We start from the raw sequence: 24,184 nt of genomic DNA, 5'->3' as shown, positions 1-24,184 counted from the left end.
ATTCTGTGTTTTTTTCTACTTTATCTGGGAAGTAAGCGCGCCCTTTTAAACCACTGTAGCCATAAAAACCTATAAGGGCCAGCAGTATAATAAGGTAATATTTTATCGGTTTCAGATTCATTTATTCTCCATTTACAAAAGGTGAAAAATCGCTGTTATTCCATCTTCTTTTTTCATAATCGCGCATTAAAAGCCAGCAGATGGCCGGAAAAATGCAGAGTAATAATATAGTGGTTATCGTATTGCCCCACATGGTTACATTACTCACCGCTTTTATGTAAAGGTTATTCCTAAATACATCTCCTGATGATGGATACACATTTAAATGGTATTTTCCTTTAGGTATTTCTGATAGTACAACCGATTCTTTTGTAGAACCTTCCGACCAGCTTTCGCCATCTTCATTACCATGATAATATTCGATCCCCTTACTTACTTCCCAGGTTTTGTTATCGCTTTCGTTAACCAGTACAATTGTGGTTTCCAGCCAGTTATTATCAACTGCCGAGGCAATTTCAAATTCAATATTTGATGATTCATCATCAAGCGTAAAAGACGGCGTAATAAATGACCTGAAAGAATCAGGACCACCTTTAGTATCATAAACGATTAAAAAATCATCGTTTATTAGTTCCTTTTCAGGTTTTATTGCATTGAACAGTAAATGGAAAAGCAGCACTAAGATAATGGCTGCGCCTGTTATCTTTAATGAGGCTGTCCACCTATCGAAAGCCTTTGACGGTTGGTTTGCACCAATCCCAATCTGCTTAGGTAAGTCGTTTTTATCAATATTGAATGCATCGGCAATTACTTCAGCATCGAGGTATTCACCAATATAATAATTGGTTTGGTTGTTTGCTTTACTAACCTCCTTTACAACCATAAAAGGTGGTGCGATGTATTCGGTAGCTTTAATCCTTTCGTTAACTACATCCCAATCTACTTCACCAAGCATGGCTGTAACTATTGGTGTATACCTGTTAAAAAGTTTGTATTCAACATCTTTATAACCAATGCTTAATCCGTAAGATATAGGCGCTTTATAATCAGGAAGAAAATCTTCGCCTGCGATAAAATTCCAATGCCCATCGAATTCGGATAAGGTAACATAACCTTTATCGGGGCTGGTTAAGATATATTCGCGCCAGGCATAGCTGGTATTGGCTTCTTTTTTTTCGAGATAGGCAATTACCTTGAATTCAGTACCATGAATATTTGCCGTTGAGCCCAGTTTTAGTACAAGAACTTTTTCTGGTTGATCTAATTTCTTACTCAACCTGCATTCGGTGATGCTAATAATGTGCAAATAGGAATAACATGAAGGGCAAACGGTGTATTTGCTCTTTGCTGCCTCGTATAGTACAATATTGTGCTTACATATTGAGCAGGCAATGGTTTCTGACAGTTTGAAAAATGATTTTGCAGGAACTTCCATTAGCGAACCACTTCAGTTTTCTGTATTTCTATACCTTCAAAAAAATGGAGTACAGCTTCATAAATATCTTTAACCTTTTGGGTATTGTCTTTTTGATAGTTTGATAAAAAAATATCAAAAGTTGCCAGTTTAAATTCAGGCCATGTATGGATAGACAGGTGAGATTCTGTCAAACAGATTATGGCCGTAAAACCCCCATTAGGAAAATCGTGATAAACTTCGCCAACCTTTTCCAGCCCATTTGTCTCAATTAAGCAGTTAAAAAGTGCTTTACAATCGTGAAAGGAGGAAAGTTGTTCAGTTTTTTCAGACGAGAACTCTGATAAAATATGTAAGCCAGGATTGTAGTTCATTGAGCGTTTGGTATCTTCCAAAAATATAAATTATTTTAAATGTAGGAAGATTTTTAGGAGCAGAATTTAAAATTGAGTATCTGCGATAAAATAATCGTTGATATCATCTTCCAGGGGAATATAGATTCTTTCCCATTCATTACCTTCTATAACCTCCCATGTGTGCCCTTCTCCGGCCGTATCATTGGCAATGAGTATAATGCCCGGCTCGATAATAAAAGTTTCGCCATTGCTTACTGTAAACCGAAGTTTACCCTTAAGCGTAACTACGTATTGACGCCTTGGCGCAGGATGAGGGATCTTCTCTAAAGTTGATACATCGGTTTGGGCGAAAAAATAACTGGCATTAATATGCTGACGGATAGGGATTTTACCCGTTTCAAAAGCACATTTGTTATCTTCAATATTAATTAAACGGACGGCTTTTATATAATTTTTAGTTGTTTCGGCTTGCTCTGTATTCATCTGCAAAATAAAAGTATGGTTTTAAAATTTTAATTCAGTTTGTCCTTTTTGGGCAACTTCACGTTCGTGTTGTAGCAGCCATTGTTTACGCCATAAACCACCTGCATAGCCTACAAGTTTACCATTACTGCCAATTACCCTATGACATGGTACTACAACGGCAATATTGTTTTTTCCATTTGCTGCAGCAATAGCGCGTATAGCTAATGGATTGTGTGCAGAAAATTTGGCATATGAAGTGGTTTCGCCAAAAGGTATAGTCAGTAAATTCTGCCAGACCTCCTGTTGAAATTCAGTCCCTTTTTGCTTCAACGGGAAATCGAAAGTCTTTAAATCGCCTTTAAAATAATCATTTAACTGCTTGGCTACCTTTGCCGTAAGTGCGTTTTCTGATAATCCTGTAATATCCTTTTCAGCAAAAGTAATTACATGTACAAATTCGTCATCAGCTAAGATGGTTATTGTGCCAACAGGCGATGCTATAACTGATGCGTAGTTCATATCATAATTACTTTAACCACAGATTCTCACGGATGAACACAGATTGTTGTGGACATTTTTTTGTGTTCCGCGCTTAATTTAGATTTTTAGAACATTTGTGCTGTTACGAAAAAATGCCATCTGTGTTTATCCTCTTCATCTGTGGTTCAAAACTTTTTTCTGCCACCTAAACTTTAAACAAAATTACAACAATACAACAATTTAAGCGTGCAATATTTATCAATAAAAGTATCTTTGTGGTTATGCAATTGGCCAAAGAGGTTAAATATTTAATTCACAAGGAAGTATTGTTAGAGTGGCGCTCCAAATATACCATTAACGGTGTGTTGCTCTATGTGGTTTCTACCATTTTTACTTGTTACCTCTCTTTTGTTAGCTTGGGCGATAAATTAACATGGAATGCCTTGTTTTGGATCATCATGCTTTTTGCTTCAATTAATGGCGTATCGAAAAGTTTTTTGCAAGAAACTAAAGGCCAACAGTTGTATAGTTATATTTTGGCAAGTCCAGCTGCGGTTTTAATCTCTAAAACGGTTTACAATACACTCCTCATGTTGGTGCTTACTACAATTGCTTTAGGTTTTTATACATTGGTTTTCGATTCTTTTACCCCGCCCGATTTAGTGATGTATTACATCGCTGTGGTACTAGGGAGTTTAAGTTTTTCTACTGTATTTACAATGGTTTCGGCAATCGCAAGCAAAGCGGGGAATGGAGGAATGTTGATGGCTATTTTAAGCTTCCCAATCATTATTCCGGTGTTGATCTTGTTAATTAAACTGGCCAAAAATGCCGTTGACGGCTTGCCGTGGGAGAATAGTTACGATGAAATAGCGATGCTACTGGTGGTGAATGTACTGATGGTGGCAACGTCTTTATTGTTATTTCCTTACCTTTGGAGGGATTAAAAAATGATTGAATGAGAGAATGATTGAATAGAGAATAACATTCACTAATTCAATCATTCAAAACTCAATAATTATATAGGTATGAATAAAACTTGGTGGAAAATTTTAGGTTCGGTTTTGGTAATTTATACTGCAATAGCAGGTTTATTACTTGGGGTGCCGCATCTAGCTATTTTGAACGAAACAATCCGTAATCTGTATTTCCATGTTCCGATGTGGTTTGCCATGATTGTGCTCTTTTCGATCTCTGTTTTTTACAGTGTAAAGTCATTAAGCAGCAAAAGCGAAATCGATGATATTAAAGCTGTAGAAAGTGTAAACGCTGGGATAGTTTTTGGCGTTTTAGGTTTGGTAACAGGTGCTATCTGGGCTAAATATACCTGGGGGCAGTTTTGGAGTTTCGATCCTAAACAGAATTTTGCTGCCATTTCAATTTTGCTCTATTTTGCCTACCTCATTCTGCGCAATGCGATAGACGAAGAACAGAAAAGAGCCAAGATTTCGGCCATTTACAATATTTTCGCCTTTCCAATGATGGTGGTATTACTTTTTGTGTTACCCCGTTTAAAAGATTCATTACACCCAGGCAATGGCGGTAACCCAGGTTTTAACAGTTACGATTTAGATAGCCGCATGCGCATGGTATTTTATCCTGCATGTTTGGGCTGGATATTAATCGGTTACTGGGTTTATACCATCCGTTTCAGAATACGTAATATAGAAAATAAACAACAACATAACTAAAATGAAGAAGATATTTTTCTCCCTGATATTAATGATGGCCGCTATGCAATTATTTGCGCAGGATAATGGCGTAGAAATGGCTGATAGCCTTCGCAGCAATGGAAAGATATATGTTGTGGTAATATGTATCGTAATTATTCTTGTAGGTTTGTTGGCCTACCTGTTCTCCATCGATAAAAGATTAAAGAAAATCGAAAAAGAAAACCAAACTGATAAATAATAGCGTAAATACGATTCTCGTTAAAACCATATTTGGCTTTAATGGTTGGTAAATGGCTGTATCTTAAGACTAAATTCATTATTTTTTTGTATTTATCTAGTTGTAAAAGAGGTTTTTACTGATTTTAAAGACCCTAATTAAAAATACAGCGCAGTAGCAACATAAAATACCTACATAACAGTATTGTTTCTTGATTATTTATTGATCAAGTTTGGTTAGTTATAAATTAAATCAACGGGACGATTTAGATTAACTTAAGAAGGTGATCAACACAATTGGTCACTTTTTTTATGTCCTGTTTTTATAGGCATTTGCAATATTCGTAATATTGATCTGTTTTTTAGCTTCTATTTGTTCAGTGTCGCAACAAAAGACTGTTTTGAATATTTTTTTTATAATTTTTTTTAGATCGAAATAGCCTGTAGAAAACCTATAAAAATAGTCGTTGTTATGATGTAAGTTGTCTAAGATATCTGCATTTAAACGTGTTTGGGTATAGTTTTTCGACAGTTTTCTCCAACGGGCATGAAAGCTGTTTTTAGGCTAAAGCAGAATGGTGTTTGCTTTACACTAAGTCTTTTTGCATTTGGATATGTGCAGTTTTTTTAGGCAATTTTGCATCGAAAACTTATTCAATATAAAAAATAAATAATGGCTAATCTAGCAGACGAGAACAAGTTCTTTGCAGATGTTTGTAAGAACTTTGACAGTGCGGCTCAATTCACCAATCATCCAGAAGGTTTATTGAACCAGATTAAAACATGTAATAGTGTGTATCGTTTCCAATTCCCAATCCGCCGCGGAAACGGTTTTGAAGTAATCGATGCTTGGCGTGTAGAACACTCTCACCACATGAGCCCTACCAAGGGTGGTATCCGTTACAGTGAAATGGTAAACGAAGATGAGGTTATGGCGCTTGCGGCCTTAATGACTTACAAGTGCGCTATTGTTAACGTTCCATTTGGTGGCGCAAAAGGGGGTATTAAAATTAACACTAAACAATACAGTGTTGCTGAGTTAGAAACCATCACCCGCCGTTATACTACAGAATTAATTAAGAAAAATTTTATTGGCCCTGGTATCGATGTTCCTGCTCCTGATTATGGATCTGGCGAACGCGAAATGAGCTGGATAGCCGATACCTATATGACTATGAATCCTGGTCAGTTAGACGCTTTAGGCTGTGTAACTGGTAAACCAATTGCTTTACATGGAATCCGTGGCCGTAAAGAAGCTACAGGACGTGGTGTTGCTTATGCCGTACGTGAATGTGTAGAGGTGGCAGAAGATATGGCTAAAATAGGCTTTAAAGCTGGTTTAGGCGATAAAAGAGTAATCGTTCAAGGTTTAGGTAATGTGGGCTACCACTCGGCTAAATTCTTGGCAGAATTTGGTGCTACTATTGTAGGTTTATGCGAATTTGAAGGTGCTATTTACAATCCTAATGGATTAAATGTGGATGAGGTTTTTGCACACCGTAAAAATACTGGTTCAATTTTAGGTTTCCCTGGTGCTAAAGACTTTAAAAATTCGATGGAAGGTTTAGAGCAAGATTGCGATATCATTGTTCCTGCAGCTTTAGAAAACCAGTTCACCGAGCTTAATATCCGTAATATCAAGGCAAAAATTATTGCCGAAGGTGCCAATGGTCCGACAACGCCAGAAGCTGAAACAATTTTTACCGAAATGGGTGGTATCATCATTCCTGATATGTATTGCAATGCGGGCGGTGTTACGGTTTCTTATTTCGAGTGGTTGAAAAACCTTTCTCACGTGGCTTTCGGTCGTATGGAGAACCGGTATGCAGCTAACTCAAATGCCAATCTGATCAATACTTTAGAAAACCTAACCGGTAAAACGATCCTTCCTGAGCATCGTTTAATGATTGTTAAAGGAGCATCTGAAATGGAATTGGTAAACTCTGGTTTAGAAGACACCATGATCCATTCTTACCACGAAATCCGCGAAACATTAATGAACAAACCGGCAACTCAAACATTGAGAACAGCTGCTTTTGTAAATTCAATCGATAAAATTGCGGTTTCTTATATGAATTTAGGCGTTTGGCCATAATCAACTAATCGTCATTGCTACATCCGATCCTTTATCGGGATGTAGCAATCTTATTATGAAGCCTTGCAGGATTTAAAACTGCAGGGCTTTTTTTGCACCCAGGCCGTCATTGCGAGGTACGAAGCAATCTTACTACGATAGCAAGTCCGAATCCATGCTTGGTGATGTATCAGGCAAAAGGGTCACCATTTTTAACGAAAATTGTTTTGGAAATGAGAGGTTTGTGTTTCATGGGGATGGTTTAGCCCCTGCTGTACCTCCTGCCAATTGAAGGAATTGGCATCCGTCCCATCAGGTTTAGATACAAGGGTCTGTGCACCCTGCAACCCTAAAAATGAAACACTATCTTGCCTGCTTAGCCCCGGTTGCAGCGTTACCCTGCAGCAACGAGGTACGAGGCAGCGAAGCGTAAAAGCGTAAAACGGGAAGAAACTTTTTGTTTTGTACAGGCGGTGCGCTCCAAATAATGAATATAGTTTTTAGTTTTAGTAATGAAGCGTTATATTTCATTGGACTGGCTTGGCCCTGCTGTACCTCCTGCCGATGAAGGACCGGCATCCGTCCCATCAGGTTTAGGTACAATGGACAGTTAATCTGCGTAAATCACCTTGAATCTGCGGAAAATACTCTACTTGGTTACCGGAATATCAACAGAAAAATTAAAATTAATTGACCTGTTGAAACCATTTTTAAACACTTTTAAAAGTTGGATGAGGGCGTTGGCATCCTTGTTTAAAAATAAAAGTTCCGATTCAAGTTTGATTTTGTCTTTTCCTGTGCTTTTTGCTTTGATCTCTAATTGACTAAAAGTACCCAGTTTATCTGCAATTAAGGGTATTGGTGTTTGTTTAATCAGCTTTTTAAAATCTACTTTAAAATAAAAGAAATCGTCAGATGATATCCTTTTTAAATCGGGTTTAGCGCTTTGCACTGTGCTTAATTGAATACTACCACTATTGCCTTTAAAGTAAACCTGGTACAATGGAATCATCGAACTGCTGATCTTCCCGGTAGGTTGATCCAATGCACCTAGTGATTTAAGATAATCACTTACTTCTTGGTCATTGGCAGCCAGATTCATGGAAATAGAAGGAATCTTCCGGTCCTGAAGTACTTTTTTTTCAACCCTTTCAAAATCATCATTATATTCATAACCTACAACAGTATCTACCTGTGTAATGGTGTTTGTCCATTCAAAATCCACATAATCTTTGTAAAACCTGAAAAAGCTATCTTTTGAAAGGAGAGAAGGGCTCACGGTCTGATTTTTTTTAATTAAATCGGATTTAAATTTTCCGTTTAGCCACATACTTACTGTGCTTTCTGGGTTTAGAACCCGGTGCTGTGGTTTAGCCGCAGGCACGATCATTTGGTTTATGAACTCATTGCTGAAACTAATTTTTCCATCAGTAAAATTAATTTTGCTGAAGTTCCCGGTATTTTGAAACGAAATATGATCAGAAAGGTTTACAAGTTGTTTAAATCGGCTCTCGCCAACTTTAATCATATTTTTACGGTTCAGTATTTCTACCAGCGTAGTTTTTACCTGTTCTTTTTGTGGCGTATAGGCAAAAGCGACAGTTATTTTGTTAAATAGAATAAAGAAAGTCGAATCTTTGGATTGAAAGAAATTACTATCTTTTTTAATCAGCGGCAAAGAAGATTTTTTTTGAATAAAATGGTTAAATACAAGCGTATCTGCTATTTCGAAGCTCGAAAAAAAAGTAGTTTTTGCTTTTCCTTTTAAACTATATAGGTAGATGTTTGCCGGGATTTTCAATCCGGTGTTTAAATCGTCTACCTTTTCCTTAATCCCTTTTTTATCTGATCCCGAATACTGATTTGGGTGTTTTATATAACTAACCGCAATGGTTTTGTAAAGTTCATCTACATTTATTTTAAGTAAAGCATTGGTAGAAATAGGGATGGATACATTATTGGCCCGGATCTGTCTGTATTTGAAAAAGCCGAAATAACAAATAAGCAGCAATAAAACTATTGCTGCTGTTATTTTTAAAAATTTCTTCATAGCGTATGGTTAACTGTAAGTTGCCAACTGATAATCGCCAACGAAACTACTTCGCTGCATTTTCAATTAAAGAAAACAGATATTTCAATGCATTTTCATGTCCGTTCGGAATTTCAGCACTAATGTCTGCCGAAACCAATCTGCCCTTAATCGGGTTCGATTTCATGTATACATTGCCCATTTTCTCTAAAGTGCTGTTAAATTTCTTAGCGGTTTCTTCACCACCAATTTCCGAATCTGGTACTTTGCCGACCAGGTTTTTGGCATTAAACAGAAAGCTGAAATTGTTTTTGCTCAATAGTTGTTTATGCAGTTTACTTAATTTATTGCTGTTGTATTGATTGTTGCTAATGCCCTGCATTTCTGTTAACGAGTTGCCGAAAAATACAATACCATCTTTAATCATAAAGTAGATATCAATCGGGCTTTTCTTTTCCAATATTTTATAAATGTTGTTCTCAACAGATACATAATTTTTGTTTACGCCATATTTAATCAGTTTGTTAATCAATCGGTGATCTTCAGAAGAAAACATGAAAAGGAAATCTGGCAACGTTTCTTTCTTGGTTTTAACAATTTCTTTTTGTTTGTAATCATCATCATATTCGTAAGTGGTGTAAGTAACGTCTTTGGTGTTTAATCCATTAATTACGAATAACGCATCGCCTTTAATTACCTTGCTTACAGCTTCTTCATCTAGCAAAAGACTGAAGAGCTCAGTACCTAGATCAATTTCTTCATCCATTTTTCCCCCCAATAAAGAACCATAGGTTTGTTTCATTAATTTAGGGAATTCTTCCAGATAAGCTTTGGTATCAATCGAATAGCTCATAAAACCGAGCGCTTTTTCGCTGTTTACATATTTCAAAAAGTTTTTGTTTAACTTTCTGTTCATAATTTTTTTATACGCATCTGCCTGTTCCTGAGCTAATTCTAAGCCTGTAGAGATGCGGAAACTCTTGTCGTCCATAAAAAGTTTCGCATTTAAACTGCCATAACCTTTCATTAACCCTGCTTTACCGTAAGCACCAAATTCAGGAGAAATCGAATTGTAAACATCTTGAAGGCTCGATACCCAAAGTTCTGCAATAGCTTTATTATCTAAACTCGCAGTGTATGATTTATTGTTTTCGATAGACTCATAACTGCCAGTGAAAATCTGATCTGCCTGGGCGATCATCCAGGTAAAAGCCAATCTCTTTTTCTTTGCATCTTGCTCCAAACGCTCTTGCTGGTAGGTGTCATATTGCTCATCAACAATACCATGAACAGGAGTCATGGCGCTGGCAGTATCGACTGCGAATTCTCTTGCTTCTTCAAAATCTGAATCTATTCTAGCAACTTTTTTAGATTTTTTGGCCGTTTTCTTTTTACCGGTTTTTTTCGTTCCGACAGTTTTTTTAGTATTCTTTTTAGCCGTCGATTTTTTCCGAACTTTTACTTTTTCAACAACCGGGGCATCAACTGCTTCTACCATAGGCTCATCTGTTGTTGCATAAGCAGAGTCTACAGCCACAGCCGCGCTATCCGCAACTATTGCATCGTCACTTTGGAACCTTATATCTTTAATCCCATAACGTGCAGATTTAACAGAATCAGCAAAGAAAGATCCTTTTATGCTTCCGGTTACAAAATACAGCATGTTGTTGTTCCATTTAATAATGCTCGTGCTATCAGGCAAAACCATCGTACGGATATCGCCCTGTTGTGTAAACTTTTTCTCTTTGCTGTCAATCAGATTTTCGAATTTTTTGGCATCTTTTATCGGAATAAGAAAACAGTTATAAGTAATACTATCGCTTAACTGATTAAAGTAATACATGTTTTTCTCTAGGTTGATGCCGAAATCTTCTATGCTGGTAAAACTTTTATCAAGTGATTTTGAAGTTTCGGTCAATAATTTCTTGCCCACAAAAGATTCGTTAAAATCTTTTACAAACATCAATTTAAATACGTTATCGCCCTTAATGGTGGCAACTGTGAAGGCATTTGCAGGTATTTTCTTAACTAGATCCTGAGCCTTGGCCAGATTAAACGATAAGAAAAGAGCGATTGCAATTAGAATTTTTTTCATTAGATATAAATTGTTTTCAGTGGAGATGAAACTATCGTGAATTACTCAGCTTCATTTATTTAGATAATTGTATAGAATTAGATACGTTAATTTTTCCGTTAATTAAATCCATGATGCTACTTTTTAACATTACAGCTTTTTTAGATTTCGATACATTTGATGCCGGGTTGGTGCTACTTGTTACAAGAGATTCGAAACGATAGATGCTGGTGTAAGTTGCGCCGTTAAAAACTGCCTTGTCTTTTGCTTTTAATTTATTGAATTCTGTTTTAGCGGTACCTATTGCCTGATATTTTCGGCTAAAGGTTTTGGTGGCCTTGTTATAATTATACGAGGAGGTGTTAGTGGCCTTAATTTTTTGCTGTGCAAGAATGTTTTTGGTGATGTTATTGATATTTGAAACATCTTTAAAAGAAAAACTAATGGTTGCAATGTAATTGTTAAAATCGCTCGTGCTTTTTACATTCGAAATTCCTTCCGATTTTCTTAAATAGGCCACTGCTTCATTTAATTCCTGTTGAATTTTTTGTTTGCTGGGAACTTTATAGCCTTGTACGCTATCCAAAAGCATTACAGAAGCCACTTTGGTTTTGCTCTGGCTTAAGTTTATGGTGAGTACCACATCGCCGGTCCCATCGTTTTTCATAGCAATTTCTTCAATTACTTCAAAACAAGAGCTTAAAAAAGGTATTAAAACTATAAATACCAAAAGCTTATAAAACTGCTTTAATTTCATGTTAATCCGGTTTATGTTTTACTGTGGGATGTAAAAAAGGAATGATTATCTGACAGGTCAAACTTAACAATTTCAGCCCAAATTTTTAAACGATTTAAGATATTCCTTAAGATCGGTTATAAATAGGGCTTCAGAAAAAATATTTCTCCTTCAAAAATCAGGTAATTGTCAATATAAAGACAAGAAAAATGTAAAAGAATGCTGGCTAAGCCGATTTTTCTATCTTTGTTGCCAGCTTTTACAACAAGTATAACCATGAAGAAAAGTGCAATCATTGGATTGATTACCATCGCAATTTCCGTAGGGATTTTATTTAGCTTAAACGCAAATACCGACACCTACTCTAATTTTAAACAGGCAAGCCTTTCTGAGAAAGAAGAGCATGTTATGGGTTATTGGGTAAAATCGATGGGTACTTATTACGACGCCGTAAAAGATGCTAACCATTTTTCATTCCACATGAAAGATGAAAAGGGAGAAGTGAGAGAGGTAATTTACGCAGGTACCAAACCGCAGGATTTCGAAAAATCTGAAAAATTAGTGCTTATCGGTAAAATGGATAAAGACAAATTCTACGCATCGAAAATTTTAATGAAATGCCCATCTAAATATAACGATAACCTTGTTGAAATTAATAAAGACGGTAAGGTTGATACGGTAGGTAAGTACGGCGAAAAAAAATATAACTAATTTTAATGGATATTCAATTTGTAGGCGAAAACCTGCTACCGGGTAAAATCGGGCAGTTTTTTATTGTGCTGGCGTTTAGTGCATCATTACTTTCAACAATCGCATACTTTTATGCCAGTCGCGATAAAAATTTAGAAGATAAATCTTGGCGTAACTTAGGCCGGATTGGATTCTTGGTTAATTTTGGCTGTATAATTGGTATTGGAGCAATTTTGTTCTACCTGGTACTGGGCCACTACAATGAATACAGTTATATTTATTGGCACTCTTCAAAACAACTTCCAATTCATTATATTATCTCTGCTTTTTGGGAAGGGCAGGAAGGAAGTTTCTTGCTCTGGGCCTTCTGGCAATCGTTTCTAGGTACTTTATTAATCTGGAAAGCTAAAACCTGGGAGCGCCCTGTAATGACGGTTGTGGCCTTCTCTCAAGTGTTTTTGACTTCAATGCTTTTAGGTGTAGAGATTTTGGGTGAGCGCATCGGAAGTTCTCCGTTTATTCTATTAAGAGATTCTCTTGATCTGAAATCAATGGCTCCTGTAGTTTTCGCAAACCCTGAAAACTTCGCTAATTATTTAAAATTTATTACCGATGGCAGAGGATTAAATCCATTGTTGCAAAACTATTGGATGGTGATCCATCCACCAACCTTATTTTTAGGTTTTGCCAGTATGATTGTACCTTTTGCGTATGGAATTGCGGCTTTGTGGCAGAAAAGATATAAAGAATGGATTAAACCAGCTATGCCCTGGGCACTTTTTGCGGTGATGGTTTTGGGTACAGGTATTATTATGGGTTCTTTTTGGGCGTACGAAGCACTAAACTTTGGCGGTTTCTGGGCTTGGGATCCTGTAGAAAATGCCTCTTTAATTCCATGGCTAACCCTAATTGGTGCCGTACACGTAATGATTGCTTATAAAAATACAGGTCATGCTTATTTTACTGCAATTGCTTTAGTATTCTTAAGTTTCTTATTGGTGCTTTATGCATCATTTTTAACCCGAAGCGGAATTTTAGGTGATACATCAGTTCACTCATTTACTGATATGGGGATGTTTGGACACTTGATTTTATACAATGTAGTTTTCGCTGTTTTAGCAATTGTGCTCATTGTAGTAAGATGGAAAGAATTACCAATTACCACCAAGGATGAAGAAACTTATTCTCGCGAATTTTGGATGTTTATTGGCGCTTTAGTGGTAACCATTGCTTGTATCCAGGTCATATTCTCTACATCAGTTCCTGTATTTAACAAAGCCTTTGGGACAAACTTTTCGCCTCCTATCGATGCTGTAAAATATTACAACCAATGGCAAGCACCTTTCGCGGTATTAATTACTTTGATTTCGGGTTTCTCTCAATATTTAAAATACAAAAGAACCGATCCACGCAAATTTTATAGCAGTCTGGTATCGGCAATTATTTTCTCCATTGTGTTAACAGCGGGTTTGGTATATGTGGCTAATATTTACACCAACACGATGTACATCCTCATCACCTTCAGTTGTTTATTTGCCGTACTTTCTAACGCTGCGGTATTATATCAGGCTTTCGGTGGCAAGGCAAAATTGGCCGGATCTGCAATTGCACACATTGGTTTTGCTTTCCTGATCTTAGGCGCATTAATTTCTGCAGCTACAAACAAACCTTTATCCATCAACGCGAATAATTTTATTCCGGTAAAAGATTTCGAGAAAACAGAAAAACCAGGTGAAAACATCATGTTATACAAAAACGAACCTAAGAAAATGGGTAAGTACACTGTAACCTATGTAGCCGATACCACGGTAGCACCCAATACCATTTATACCCTTAATTTTAAAGTTTTAGATAAAGAAGGTAAGGTTAAAGAAGATTTTAACTTGCATCCACATGTGCAGGATAACGAAAAAATGGGTTTAATAGCTTCTCCTGATACCAAGCATTATTTAACCTACGATGTTTACACCCACATTACCAGCGCCGCTATTAAAAAAGAATCGCACGATGATCACGAAGGTCATTCTGATGATGAAAATTATAAAGCACCGCGTATTGTTAAGGTTTCAGTAGGCGATACCATTCACACCTCAAGCGGCATTGTTACCGTTAAGGATTTAAATAGAAAACCTACTGCAAAGGATTTGGTTTTGGGCCAGGGCGATTACGCTGTTGGTTTACCATTAGAGGTTAATGCTGCCGGTAAAGTTTACAATACAGAACCTATTTTCTTGATCAAAGGAAATAACACTTTCGATTTCGCCCGCAAGGTGGATGAACTGGATTTGAAATTCCGTTTTGCCAGGGTATTACCGGATGAGAAAAAAGTGGAGCTTCAGATTTTTGAAAAACCTCAGCAGGCTAAAGACTGGGTAGTTTTTAAAGCAATAGAATTTCCTTTCATCAATTTATATTGGGCAGGTACTATTGTAATGGTTGTTGGTTTCTTACTTTCAATTTTCAGAAGAAGAAAAGAGGCCAAAACCGCATAAAATCATGAAGATCGTTTTATTAGGTTCGGGAAACGTTGCCACACACTTAGCAAAAGCATTAAAAGCCAATGGCGAAGATGTGGTACAGGTGTACAGTCCAAATCTTAATCATGCGAAGTTATTGGCTGATTTGATAGCAGCTGAGGCCGTAAGTGATTTAAATGAGGTTAAACAAAATGCTGATTTATATATTATCTCGGTAAAGGATGATGCCATAGAAACCGTATCCAGATCATTAAAAAAGGTAAGCGGTTTGGTGGTGCATACCTCTGGAACTACCGATATTAATATTTTATCGTCGCAGGTAAAAAAAGCAGGTGTTTTTTATCCTTTGCAAACTTTTTCGAAAGGTAAAGCGGTTTCATTTGAAAATATCCCGCTTTGTATAGAAGCGAACGATGAAAATCAATTGGCGATTTTAAACAATCTGGCAACTAAGATTAGCCGTCAGGTGTACGAATTAGATGGCGAGAAAAGAAAAGTATTACATCTTGCAGCAGTATTTGCCTGCAATTTTCCGAATCACCTATACGCTTTGGCAAATAAAATTTTAAGTCAGAACGGTTTGGATTTCGAAATCATCAGGCCGTTAATTGCCGAAACCGCCGATAAGGTAATGAGCAATATACCTGAAAATGTGCAGACTGGGCCAGCAGTTAGGGCCGACGAAAGCACTTTAAATAAGCATTTGAGCACGTTAACCGATATGCCCGAATTGCAGAACATTTATCAAACATTGAGCGATAGCATAAAATTAACGCTGAAATAGCATAATTACGGCTTTTGCTTCTTACTTTTGCAAAATAATTATGAGCATTTTTAAACTAAAAATAAATTTTGAAGAAGCAGATCACGAATCTATTGAATTACCAATAGCAGCCGGCGAATCTGTTTTAGATGTTTGTCTGGATAACGGAATCGAATTACAGCACAACTGTGGTGGTGTTTGTGGTTGCAGTACCTGCCATGTATACGTAACAAAAGGTATGGATAATATCGAAGAGATTTCTGATAAAGAAGAAGACTTTATCGATAGAGCTGTTCGTCCGAAAATTACTTCCCGCTTAGGTTGCCAATGTGTGGTAATTAACGGCGATATCGAAGTTACCATTCCGGATCAGTCTGACTTTATGGGACACTAGTTAGTCTGGAGTCCAAAGCCTTCGGTCGGGAGTCGATTAGCCGATTTAAGCAGTTAACCGATTAAGCAATTCAAACAATTAACCAACAACAAAACAACATGAATAACGATAAATTTGCTTTACCTTTTTACTGGAACGATTACGAAGATATTGCAATGTCTTTATATGAGAAATTTGGTGATGATTTTACAGAAGCCAAAATCTACCGTATCCGCTTTACCGAACTTTTAGAATGGGTTTTAGCGTTGCCAAACTTTAAAGGCACCCGCGAAGAAAGCAGCGAAGGCCATTTAGAGCAAATTCAATCTGCCTGGGTTTACGAGTGGAGAGATAATCAGTAATTAGTCTTGAGTTCGGAATCCTTAGTCGAGAGTCTGCACCGAGCGCTTAACCCTAAACGCCAAACGCGCGAATGTTTTTAGAGAAACTAAAAGAGATCACCACTTTCATTTTTGATGTAGATGGTGTGCTTACCGATGGATCAGTTCAGGTTACTGATAATGGTCAGTCGTTGCGCACTTTTAACATTAAAGATGGCTATGCCATGCAGTTGGCGGTTAAAAAAGGATATAACATCTGTATTATATCCGGTGGAGATGGTATTGCCATGGGAAAGCGTTTTTTCAATCTGGGTGTAACCGATGTTTTCCTCGGTACAGGAGATAAGGTGGCCATTTTTAATCAATACCTCCAAGATAAAAACATTGCTGCAGAAGAAGTGCTTTACATGGGCGACGATATTCCTGATTTAAAAGTAATGAAACTCGTAGGGCTTCCAACTTGCCCGGCCGATGCCGTAGCAGAAATAAAAGCGATATCTACATTCATTTCTCCTTATAATGGAGGCAAAACCGCTGTCCGCGATATTATCGAAAAAGTAATGAAAGTTCAGGGCAGATGGCACGATGAAAATCCAAATGCTGCCGATTCGGGTATGTAAATTGGTTCAATAGTTCATTAGTCATTCGTTCATTGGTAGAAAGTCTCTAAGCGGATTGTCTTTCTGAACAAATCGACAGCTACCAAGAGCCGTCTTCCTGAACTTGTTTCAGGATCTTTCTAGTTATAAAAGATTTTTCCCTCCCTACGTTTAGAATGACAAAATAATAGGATAACGAATTTTTGCAACAGCTAAGTTACATACGGCGCGTTAAACTTTTATTTTTTTTTGCACTCCAACATGCTCAATTTTCAACCAAAAACAACATGAAAAAATTAATGATGATTTGCGGATTAATGCTAGGTATAGCTGGTTTCGCTAACGCGCAGCAAGGTGGTGGACAAGGCAGAATGATGATGAAGCCTGAAGAACGCGTAAAACAGTTAGACGAAAAATTAAAGTTATCTGATGATCAAAAAACAAAGTTAACCACTGTTTTTACTGAGCAGGCAGAAACCATGAAAAAAATGCGTGAAGAAATGCAAGGTGGTGGCGATAGAGATGCAATGAGAGAGAAAATGCAAAAAATGCGTGCTGATAATGATGCAAAAGTAACTGCAGTATTAACAGACGATCAGAAAAAAACTTACGAAGCATGGCAAAAAGAGCAACGTGCTGAAATGGAAAAACGTAGACAAGGTGGTGGAAATAACTAATCTTGGTAAAATATCAAATAAGAAAAGCGGCTTTATGTCGCTTTTCTTATTTTAGCAGAAAAATAAAATATGCCTGCCAATTTCCCTCCCATTATTTTAGCATCTAAATCGCCACGTAGACAAGAGCTTTTAACGCTCATGGGCTTAAATTTTAAAGTGGAACTAAAAGATGTAGATGAAAGCTACCCATCGGATTTAAGTCCCGCAGAAATTGCCGTTTACATTTCAGAACAGAAGGCTAGGGCTTTTACTGCTAATGGTGAAATAGTGATTACAGCTGATACCATTGTAGCCTTAAACGGAGAAATTTTAGGTAAACCTGAAGATAGGGCGCATGCTCGAGAAATGTTAAAAAAGCTATCTGGAAGCAGGCATGAAGTTTTTACAGGTGTAACACTTGTGAAAGGCGATAAAATTCATTCGTTTTACGATAGGACAGAAGTTTACTGTAAATCTGTTACAGCTGAGGAAATTGATTTCTACATTGATAATTATAAGCCATTTGATAAGGCTGGGAGTTACGGCGTGCAAGATTGGTGGGGTATTGTAGTGGTAGAGCGCATAGAAGGCTCCTATACTAACGTGATGGGCTTGCCAACAGAAAAGCTATATAATGAACTGTTGAAGTTTATTTAAAACCTCTTGTGGAATTCTCCTGAAAGTTTCATCATCTCTAAAAACAACCACGATGAAAACGAGAATTAACGAAGTTACCATAGCCGAGCCATGTTTGCAGAACTGGGATGAAATGGATAAAGGAGAGGGCTTTAATTTCTGTAAAGCCTGTAGCAAAAACGTAATTGATTTCTCAGGTTATACCAATACCGAAATTATCAGCGTATTGGCCGGCGCCAGTTCTTCTGTATGTGGCCGTCTAAGCAAAACCCAATTAAATCAGCTTAACTACCACTTGTCAATTGTGCCAACAACAAATAGGAATTGGATGAGATATTTGGGCGTACTAGCTATAGGGGTGAGTGTTTTTGTAGTGGACGCCAGAGCGACAGGCTTTAAAGTGCCAATTGAAATTGCAAAAAGCATAAACAACAGAATCAACGATACGAAACCTATAGTGCCAAAAAAAATATATGGCTATGTTATTGGCGCAGATCATAAACCCGCGGTTGGAATAAGATTAGTCATTGCTGATACTAAATTTTTCTCCATCACTGATAAAAATGGGCGTTACGAAATTACCTTAGACGACAGGTTTGACGTTAACAATAACAAGTTAATGGTTGAAAGCATGAGATATGGAGCAGTTTTAACCCTCGATTTTTCTAAGGAAAAACAAAATAACCTTAAACTCAAAAAAGCTGAACCCATGATTATGGGGAAGATAATGATTGCACCAAAGAAGAAATAACCTAAATTAATATAAGCTAAACGCTCAATGATCCATACCAGTATGGATCATTTTTTATATTAGGCTGGCCAAAACACCCATCTTTAAATCATAGGTAGAAAGCGTTAAGCGGTTTATTTTACATCGCCCTAAAACATAGTTTGTAATTAAAGCAGCAATCACAATCATATCTACCCGTAAAGGGATCATACCGGGCATTTCGGCACGTTCTTTATGCGTGGCATTAAGTAATTTGATCGAAGTTGCAATGTAGTCGTCGAAATTGAATGCAAAAGTTTTGGCTGCGTTAATATCTGCTTTTAACTTGCTTTTTCTAATAATGAGCTCGGCAAATGTTTCGAAGGCTCCAGCAGATCCGATTAAAATTTCAGGGCGGTATTTTTCACAGATTTCGAAAAGATCGGCCAGTTGATTTTGAATGTGAAATAAAATGGCATTTTTCTCCTCATTGGCTATAGGATCTGATTTGAAGAATTGTTGCATTAAACGTGCCGCCCCAATGTTATAACTTTTTTTCCAGATCAGCTTTTCGGGATCACACAGGATAAATTCTACACTGCCACCCCCGATATCCATAATCAAAGATATCTCTGTAATTGCTCCACTCAGTTTTACACCTTGGTAAATTAATTCAGCCTCTTCATCGCCGCTAATCGTTTCGATGCTTATTCCGGTTCTTTCTTTTACAGCATCAACAAAATCTTTCCCGTTTTCTGCGCTTCTAACCGCCGAAGTAGCGGTAGCCCTTACCTCCATAACCTGATATTCAGCAATTGTATGGCCAAACGTTTCAAGGCAGTTCACGCCTCTTTCAAAGGCTGCCGGAATGATAATATTGTCGTTAATTCTTCCTTCACCCAATTTAACAGGCACATTGGTTTTGTATAAAATTTCAGGCTGGTTTCCTGCTGTTTCAGCAATAAGCAAGTGGAAGGTATTCGTACCCAGATCGATAACTGCAATGCGCATAGTTTATGTTTTTGTGTTTTGGAAAGCTTTGCAGTGGTTCTTTGGTAACTGTAGATCTGCTATCCATAAATTTCGTTATTGTGAGTGCTAAATTAAGCGTAGTAGTGCGAAATACCATTGCTATCAGGTTTATTTTGTTTTCTCGTGGTGTCGGATGTTACCATCCGACACGGCAAAAATCATTCAGCAGTATTCATTCGCCATATAATCGACCCAGTCAGATGGTAACATCTGACTGCACTGAACGCTTCTCAAAGCCTATTTCACAAAATCCTGCAATTGTTTTGCATTATGCAATGCTCCAACTCCCCAGGTATTGTTAAAATAAACAAAAACGTCGTTAACATCATCTTTAAGCTGATTTTTGAAGCCCGTAATTGCATTTATTTCATATTCTGATTTATACAATATGGGCTTCCCATGAAAACGGTAATACACAGTCTCTGTATTCTGAATTGCATCATCAGGTAGAGCAGAAGGATAGCTTTGACCGCTAAATATAATGTTGTTTTCAGCGAGGTTTTTATAAATTTCTTCATCAAACCAACTGATGTGACGAAACTCTACCACATTTTTAAAATCAGGTCTTAAATTTTCGATCAATAGGTTTAACCGTTCCACACTATAATCAAATTTTGGTGGAAACTGAAACAGTACACATCCCAATTTCTCTTTTAACCCAATTTGAATGGCCTCGTAAAAATCGTTTATGAGTTGCTTGCATTCATTGAACTGTTTATAATGTGTAATCAGCCGGGGCGCCTTAATCGTAAATAAAAAATCAGCCGGACTTTCATTATACCACTTATCGAACGATTTTTGAGTTGGCATTTTATAAAAGGTAGAATTGATCTCTATTGTGTTAAAATGCTCGCAATAATATTTGAACCAATCTTTTTGTGCCAAACCTTTTGGATAGAAAATCTCTTTCCATTCGCGATAATAGAAGCCTGAGCAACCAATTTTCCATTTCATATATAGAAAACAGACTATAAATGGAAAGGTTTATTATCCGTTATAGATTACACTGAAAATAATTAATGAGATACCGATATAACCCGATAGTTTTAAATAAATGTTACTTTTCCTGCTTAGAAAACCCAATGTCAACATCATTAACAAGTAAAAAATTGAAAGTGTTAAAAAGCTAGTAAAAGGAGAATGGTGGTCTTTTTTATTCTGCAAATTTTCTGTTGGAGCGGCGAAAAATATAGTTATCAGGATTGGAGAAATCCAACCGATACAATAACATGTAAATATCGTCCAGGCGATAGGATTCTTTTTAAAAGCGTTATTAATTTCCTCCATATTTATTATTAATACCTTGTTATTGAAATTGTAACCCCTAAAGAGGTCAATATTTAAGCAAATAACCAAGTTGTTGAGCGCCATTAAACAAACATTTATCCGATACACCTTTTTGGTTTAAAAATTGCTGTGATGGAAGATCAGATTTATGAAAAGAATAAAAACTATGAAAACACTCTTAAAATTAACTGCCCTTGCACTTGTATTGTCGGTTACAGCATGCAAAAATGATGGTAAAAAAGACAGTAATGCTAAAACAAGCTACGCTGAATCCGATGAAAAAGACGTAAATGAGATTATTGAGTACAACAATGTAGTGGTAAGCTTTACGGATAAAAACAATGATTATATTAAGCGTATAGAAGGTAACATTATTAAAATCGAAAAAGGTTTGGGAAACCCAAATGACAATTTCGCTTTTATTGGTTTAATCACCCCATTTTCTATGAGCACAATCAATAGTGGTAAAATGAAGCCAGACACTCCCCCAAGTGCTTTAAGCAGTGATGATCAAAAATTTTTTAAGGAAAACGTAGTATCCATGACAGGCGTACTTGATAAAATTAAAGAAACATATAAATCTTTAGATGAGTATATCCAGGCAGAAGATTGGAAGGATGACAAAGGGGTTAAAGGAAAAGCTTTAGTAGATTCTATTTATAGCATGGGCAAAAAATATTATGCTTATGATGAGCAGGTTTTGGCTAAATTAAATATAATTGGCGATGATGCAGAACGTGTAATTTTAAAAACCCACCCACTAAAAGAATATATTTTTGCCTTGAAAGATGACAGGAGTAAAGTAGCCGAATTTACTAAATTATTGGCCGGTAATAAAAATTATAAAATGATAGAGGCAAAAGCTAAATCTGCTTATCAGGCACTAGAAGACCAGCATCATAAACATGTAGCTATGGCTGCGCCGGATGCAGGTAAATTTCCTGGCAAGGACAGTTATTTTAAAAATTTTAACGATCAGTTAAATGATTATTTAATTGCAGCAAGGAAGATGATGCGCGATGCATCTGCTTCTGGTAAATTAACAGAATATAATATCGAGGAATTAGCTAGAAATCAGGATAATATGAGATCGGCCTATAACAATTTTGTTGACTAATGAAACAAAAAAACCGATGCTTGCGACATCGGTTTTTCAATTTATATTTAATTAATTACTCGAAGTATTCTTTCATTCTTTCGAAGAAACTCTTATCATTTTTACCCGGTTGAGGCTTAAAGTTTGGCGATTCACGTAATTTCTCTAAAGCATTGCGTTCGTCGCTACTTAAAGCTTTTGGTGTCCAGATATTGATGTGGATAATCTCATCACCTCTATGGTAAGAATTCACTTCTGGTAAACCTTTACCTTTTAAGCGTAATAATTTTCCGCTTTGTGTACCCGGATCGATTTTGATTTTTGCTTTACCATCAATGGTTGGTACTTCAATGCTCATCCCTAAAGCAGCATCAACGAAGCTTAAATGTAAATCGTAAACGATATTGTTGCCTTCGCGTTTTAAGGTTTCGTGTGGCGTTTCTTCAATTAAGATAATTAAATCGCCTGGGATACCGCCATTAGGTGCAGCATTTCCTTTTCCACTCATGCTTAACTGCATACCTTCACTTACACCAGCAGGAATATTGATGGTAATGGTTTCTTCGCCACGTACAACACCGTCTCCATGACAAACTGTACATTTTGAGGTAATTTGCTGACCGCTACCATTACAAGTAGGGCAGGTAGATGCTGTTTGCATCTGGCCTAAAATTGTATTGGTTACTCTACGCACCTGGCCGCTACCACCGCAGGTACCACAGGTACTTACCGATGATTTATCTTTCGCACCAGAGCCATCGCAGGTTTTACAAACAATTAGTTTATTAACCTTGATTTTCTTTTCTGCACCATGTGCAATTTCCTCTAGTGTTAATTTAACTTTTATACGTAGGTTAGAGCCTTTGGCTACACGACGGCCACCACGTTGCTGACCGCCACCACCTCCAAAAAAGCTTTCGAAAGGATTGTGACCGCCAAATACATCGCCGAAATTACTAAAAATATCGTCCATGTTCATGCCGCCACCGCCGTAACCACCGCCACTTGCGCCCCCAACACCCGCATGACCGTATTGATCATAACGTTGTTTTTTATCGGGACTGCTTAAAACTTCGTAAGCTTCGGCAGCTTCCTTAAATTTATCTTCAGCAGCTTTATCTCCTGGATTTTTATCTGGATGATATTTAATCGCCATCTTACGATAAGCTTTCTTTATCTCATCAGCGGCTGCGCCCCTAGTTACGCCTAATACGTCGTAATAATCTCTTTTACTCATCTTCTTTATAAAATGATTAAATGATTGGGTGATGAAATGAGAGAATGTTAATTCAATCATTCAAAATTCAATCATTCAATAATTATTTTTTACGCTCCAACTACAACTTTAGCAAAGCGGATTACATTATCATTTAAGGTATAACCTTTTTCAACTTCGTCTATCACTTTCCCTTTAAGATCATCGCTGGGAGCAGGTATATTGGTAATTGCTTCGTGGAAATCGGTATTGAAAGGCTGACTGATGCTTTCTACATCTTTCAATCCTTTTTGTGCTAAAGTGTTTTTTAGCTTTGTGCTTACCAATAAAATGCCTTCTTTAACCGGGGCAACATCAGCAGCCGTTTCCATTGCTTTTAATGCACGGTCGAAATCATCTAAAACAGGTAAAAGTGAAACAATTACATCTTTACCAGCCGTTTGCAGTAATTCTACGCGTTCTTTTTGTGTACGACGTTTATAATTATCGAACTCAGCGTATAAACGTAAATATTTGTCGTTAAGTTGTTGAACTTCCGCTTGCAATTTTTCTTCAGCAGATAATTCAGGTGCCTGCTCAGCTTCAGCGATAGGAGCATCAGTATTCTCTACATTCTCAGCAGTATTTTCTGATGTATTTTCAGGATTCATTATATTTTCTTCTTTATCGTTATTTTTCTTCTTATTAAACATAATACTGGGCTGAATTTTTTTGTGTTGATCTCAACTATTTTGCCATAAACGGAAATCAGCCAAGCTGTCAGATTTATTTGTATTTATCTGAACAGATTGG

General features: G+C 36.9%; 25 protein-coding genes. 14 read left to right on the top strand and 11 right to left on the bottom strand.

From position 1 onward, the window contains the following. Nucleotides 1-121: 121 nt before the first annotated feature. Genes LQ227_RS02880 through LQ227_RS02865 form a run of 4 tightly spaced genes read right to left on the bottom strand, consistent with a single transcriptional unit; the run spans nt 122 to nt 2,754 of the window. Complete coding sequence (locus LQ227_RS02880) at nt 122-1,435, bottom strand: DUF4178 domain-containing protein (RefSeq protein WP_230148184.1); 1,314 nt, start codon at nt 1,433-1,435, stop codon at nt 122-124. Continuing rightward, entirely contained in the window at nt 1,435-1,809 is a 375-nt protein-coding gene (locus LQ227_RS02875) for an S-adenosylmethionine decarboxylase family protein (protein ID WP_230146595.1), read from the bottom strand. The genes LQ227_RS02880 and LQ227_RS02875 overlap by 1 nt, the downstream gene beginning before the upstream one ends. A 45-nt stretch (nt 1,810-1,854) precedes the next feature. After that, nucleotides 1,855-2,253 (bottom strand): hypothetical protein, encoded by a 399-nt coding sequence (locus LQ227_RS02870; RefSeq protein ID WP_230143631.1) that lies wholly within the window; start codon nt 2,251-2,253, stop codon nt 1,855-1,857. A gap of 21 nt (nt 2,254-2,274) precedes the next feature. After that, nucleotides 2,275-2,754 carry a methylated-DNA--[protein]-cysteine S-methyltransferase gene (locus LQ227_RS02865; protein ID WP_230143632.1) on the bottom strand — a complete coding sequence of 160 codons (480 nt, stop codon included), beginning with the start codon at nt 2,752-2,754 and terminating at the stop codon, nt 2,275-2,277. A gap of 242 nt (nt 2,755-2,996) precedes the next feature. On the opposite strand from LQ227_RS02865, the gene LQ227_RS02860 reads away from it, so the two are divergent. The 4 genes from LQ227_RS02860 (at nt 2,997) to LQ227_RS02845 (ending at nt 6,699) form a co-directional block, all read left to right on the top strand. Continuing rightward, nucleotides 2,997-3,662, top strand: a complete 666-nt coding sequence (locus LQ227_RS02860) for a heme exporter protein CcmB (protein ID WP_215125769.1) — start codon at nt 2,997-2,999, stop codon at nt 3,660-3,662. Nucleotides 3,663-3,743: 81 nt separating this feature from the next. Continuing rightward, nucleotides 3,744-4,406 (top strand): cytochrome c biogenesis protein CcsA, encoded by a 663-nt coding sequence (gene ccsA / locus LQ227_RS02855; protein ID WP_230143634.1) that lies wholly within the window; start codon nt 3,744-3,746, stop codon nt 4,404-4,406. Nucleotide 4,407: 1 nt separating this feature from the next. Beyond that, nucleotides 4,408-4,626 (top strand): CcmD family protein, encoded by a 219-nt coding sequence (locus LQ227_RS02850; RefSeq protein WP_215125768.1) that lies wholly within the window; start codon nt 4,408-4,410, stop codon nt 4,624-4,626. A 651-nt stretch (nt 4,627-5,277) separates the two neighbouring features. Continuing rightward, nucleotides 5,278-6,699 carry a Glu/Leu/Phe/Val dehydrogenase gene (locus LQ227_RS02845; protein WP_057932370.1) on the top strand — a complete coding sequence of 474 codons (1,422 nt, stop codon included), beginning with the start codon at nt 5,278-5,280 and terminating at the stop codon, nt 6,697-6,699. Between the two features lie 628 nt (nt 6,700-7,327). Here the strand turns inward: LQ227_RS02845 and LQ227_RS02840 are convergent. Genes LQ227_RS02840 through LQ227_RS02830 form a run of 3 tightly spaced genes read right to left on the bottom strand, consistent with a single transcriptional unit; the run spans nt 7,328 to nt 11,538 of the window. Beyond that, nucleotides 7,328-8,728 carry a hypothetical protein gene (locus LQ227_RS02840; RefSeq protein ID WP_230148183.1) on the bottom strand — a complete coding sequence of 467 codons (1,401 nt, stop codon included), beginning with the start codon at nt 8,726-8,728 and terminating at the stop codon, nt 7,328-7,330. A 46-nt stretch (nt 8,729-8,774) separates the two neighbouring features. Further along, complete coding sequence (locus LQ227_RS02835) at nt 8,775-10,802, bottom strand: hypothetical protein (protein WP_230148182.1); 2,028 nt, start codon at nt 10,800-10,802, stop codon at nt 8,775-8,777. 55 nt (nt 10,803-10,857) lie between these two features. Then, entirely contained in the window at nt 10,858-11,538 is a 681-nt protein-coding gene (locus LQ227_RS02830) for a hypothetical protein (protein WP_230148181.1), read from the bottom strand. A 255-nt stretch (nt 11,539-11,793) separates the two neighbouring features. On the opposite strand from LQ227_RS02830, the gene LQ227_RS02825 reads away from it, so the two are divergent. The 9 genes from LQ227_RS02825 (at nt 11,794) to LQ227_RS02785 (ending at nt 18,803) form a co-directional block, all read left to right on the top strand. Further along, a complete protein-coding gene (locus LQ227_RS02825; RefSeq protein WP_230143640.1) occupies nt 11,794-12,228 on the top strand; it encodes a cytochrome c maturation protein CcmE in 435 nt (144 codons plus the stop codon). Nucleotides 12,229-12,233: 5 nt separating this feature from the next. Next, nucleotides 12,234-14,699, top strand: a complete 2,466-nt coding sequence (locus LQ227_RS02820) for a heme lyase CcmF/NrfE family subunit (protein ID WP_230143643.1) — start codon at nt 12,234-12,236, stop codon at nt 14,697-14,699. Between the two features lie 4 nt (nt 14,700-14,703). Next, nucleotides 14,704-15,468 (top strand): Rossmann-like and DUF2520 domain-containing protein, encoded by a 765-nt coding sequence (locus LQ227_RS02815; protein ID WP_230148180.1) that lies wholly within the window; start codon nt 14,704-14,706, stop codon nt 15,466-15,468. Nucleotides 15,469-15,508: 40 nt separating this feature from the next. After that, on the top strand, nt 15,509-15,841 hold the full coding sequence (locus LQ227_RS02810; RefSeq protein ID WP_029275355.1) for a 2Fe-2S iron-sulfur cluster-binding protein: 333 nt from the start codon (nt 15,509-15,511) through the stop codon (nt 15,839-15,841). A 98-nt stretch (nt 15,842-15,939) separates the two neighbouring features. Next, entirely contained in the window at nt 15,940-16,182 is a 243-nt protein-coding gene (gene iscX, locus LQ227_RS02805; protein ID WP_057932363.1) for a Fe-S cluster assembly protein IscX, read from the top strand. Nucleotides 16,183-16,253: 71 nt separating this feature from the next. Beyond that, the gene (locus LQ227_RS02800) at nt 16,254-16,781 is read left to right on the top strand and encodes an HAD family hydrolase (protein ID WP_230148179.1); all 528 of its coding nucleotides are present in this window, start codon (nt 16,254-16,256) and stop codon (nt 16,779-16,781) included. A gap of 266 nt (nt 16,782-17,047) precedes the next feature. Next, complete coding sequence (locus tag LQ227_RS02795) at nt 17,048-17,437, top strand: Spy/CpxP family protein refolding chaperone (RefSeq protein WP_086545265.1); 390 nt, start codon at nt 17,048-17,050, stop codon at nt 17,435-17,437. A gap of 69 nt (nt 17,438-17,506) precedes the next feature. Then, the gene (locus LQ227_RS02790) at nt 17,507-18,073 is read left to right on the top strand and encodes a nucleoside triphosphate pyrophosphatase (RefSeq protein ID WP_230148178.1); all 567 of its coding nucleotides are present in this window, start codon (nt 17,507-17,509) and stop codon (nt 18,071-18,073) included. A gap of 52 nt (nt 18,074-18,125) precedes the next feature. Beyond that, nucleotides 18,126-18,803: a hypothetical protein gene (locus LQ227_RS02785; protein WP_230148177.1), complete on the top strand. Its 678-nt coding sequence runs from the start codon at nt 18,126-18,128 to the stop codon at nt 18,801-18,803. 54 nt (nt 18,804-18,857) lie between these two features. Here LQ227_RS02785 and LQ227_RS02780 read toward each other — a convergent pair whose 3' ends face one another. Together LQ227_RS02780 and LQ227_RS02775 are read right to left on the bottom strand one after the other, a co-directional pair. Beyond that, nucleotides 18,858-19,772, bottom strand: a complete 915-nt coding sequence (locus tag LQ227_RS02780; RefSeq protein ID WP_230143650.1) for an exopolyphosphatase — start codon at nt 19,770-19,772, stop codon at nt 18,858-18,860. A 258-nt stretch (nt 19,773-20,030) separates the two neighbouring features. Then, the gene (locus LQ227_RS02775) at nt 20,031-20,747 is read right to left on the bottom strand and encodes a DUF72 domain-containing protein (RefSeq protein ID WP_230143651.1); all 717 of its coding nucleotides are present in this window, start codon (nt 20,745-20,747) and stop codon (nt 20,031-20,033) included. A 499-nt stretch (nt 20,748-21,246) separates the two neighbouring features. Here LQ227_RS02775 and LQ227_RS02770 point away from each other — a divergent pair, with 499 nt between their 5' ends. Further along, complete coding sequence (locus tag LQ227_RS02770; protein WP_230148175.1) at nt 21,247-22,197, top strand: DUF3829 domain-containing protein; 951 nt, start codon at nt 21,247-21,249, stop codon at nt 22,195-22,197. Nucleotides 22,198-22,252: 55 nt separating this feature from the next. Here LQ227_RS02770 and dnaJ read toward each other — a convergent pair whose 3' ends face one another. Both dnaJ and LQ227_RS02760 read right to left on the bottom strand, forming a co-directional pair. Next, on the bottom strand, nt 22,253-23,413 hold the full coding sequence (gene dnaJ, locus LQ227_RS02765) for a molecular chaperone DnaJ (protein WP_029278682.1): 1,161 nt from the start codon (nt 23,411-23,413) through the stop codon (nt 22,253-22,255). An 89-nt stretch (nt 23,414-23,502) separates the two neighbouring features. Continuing rightward, nucleotides 23,503-24,084: a nucleotide exchange factor GrpE gene (locus tag LQ227_RS02760; RefSeq protein ID WP_215125753.1), complete on the bottom strand. Its 582-nt coding sequence runs from the start codon at nt 24,082-24,084 to the stop codon at nt 23,503-23,505. Nucleotides 24,085-24,184: the final 100 nt, after the last annotated feature.

It is taken from the genome of Pedobacter sp. Bi27 (genome assembly GCF_918698255.1).
Classification (GTDB): Bacteria; Bacteroidota; Bacteroidia; order Sphingobacteriales; family Sphingobacteriaceae; genus Pedobacter.
This window is presented reverse-complemented; position numbering and strand designations above follow the sequence as displayed.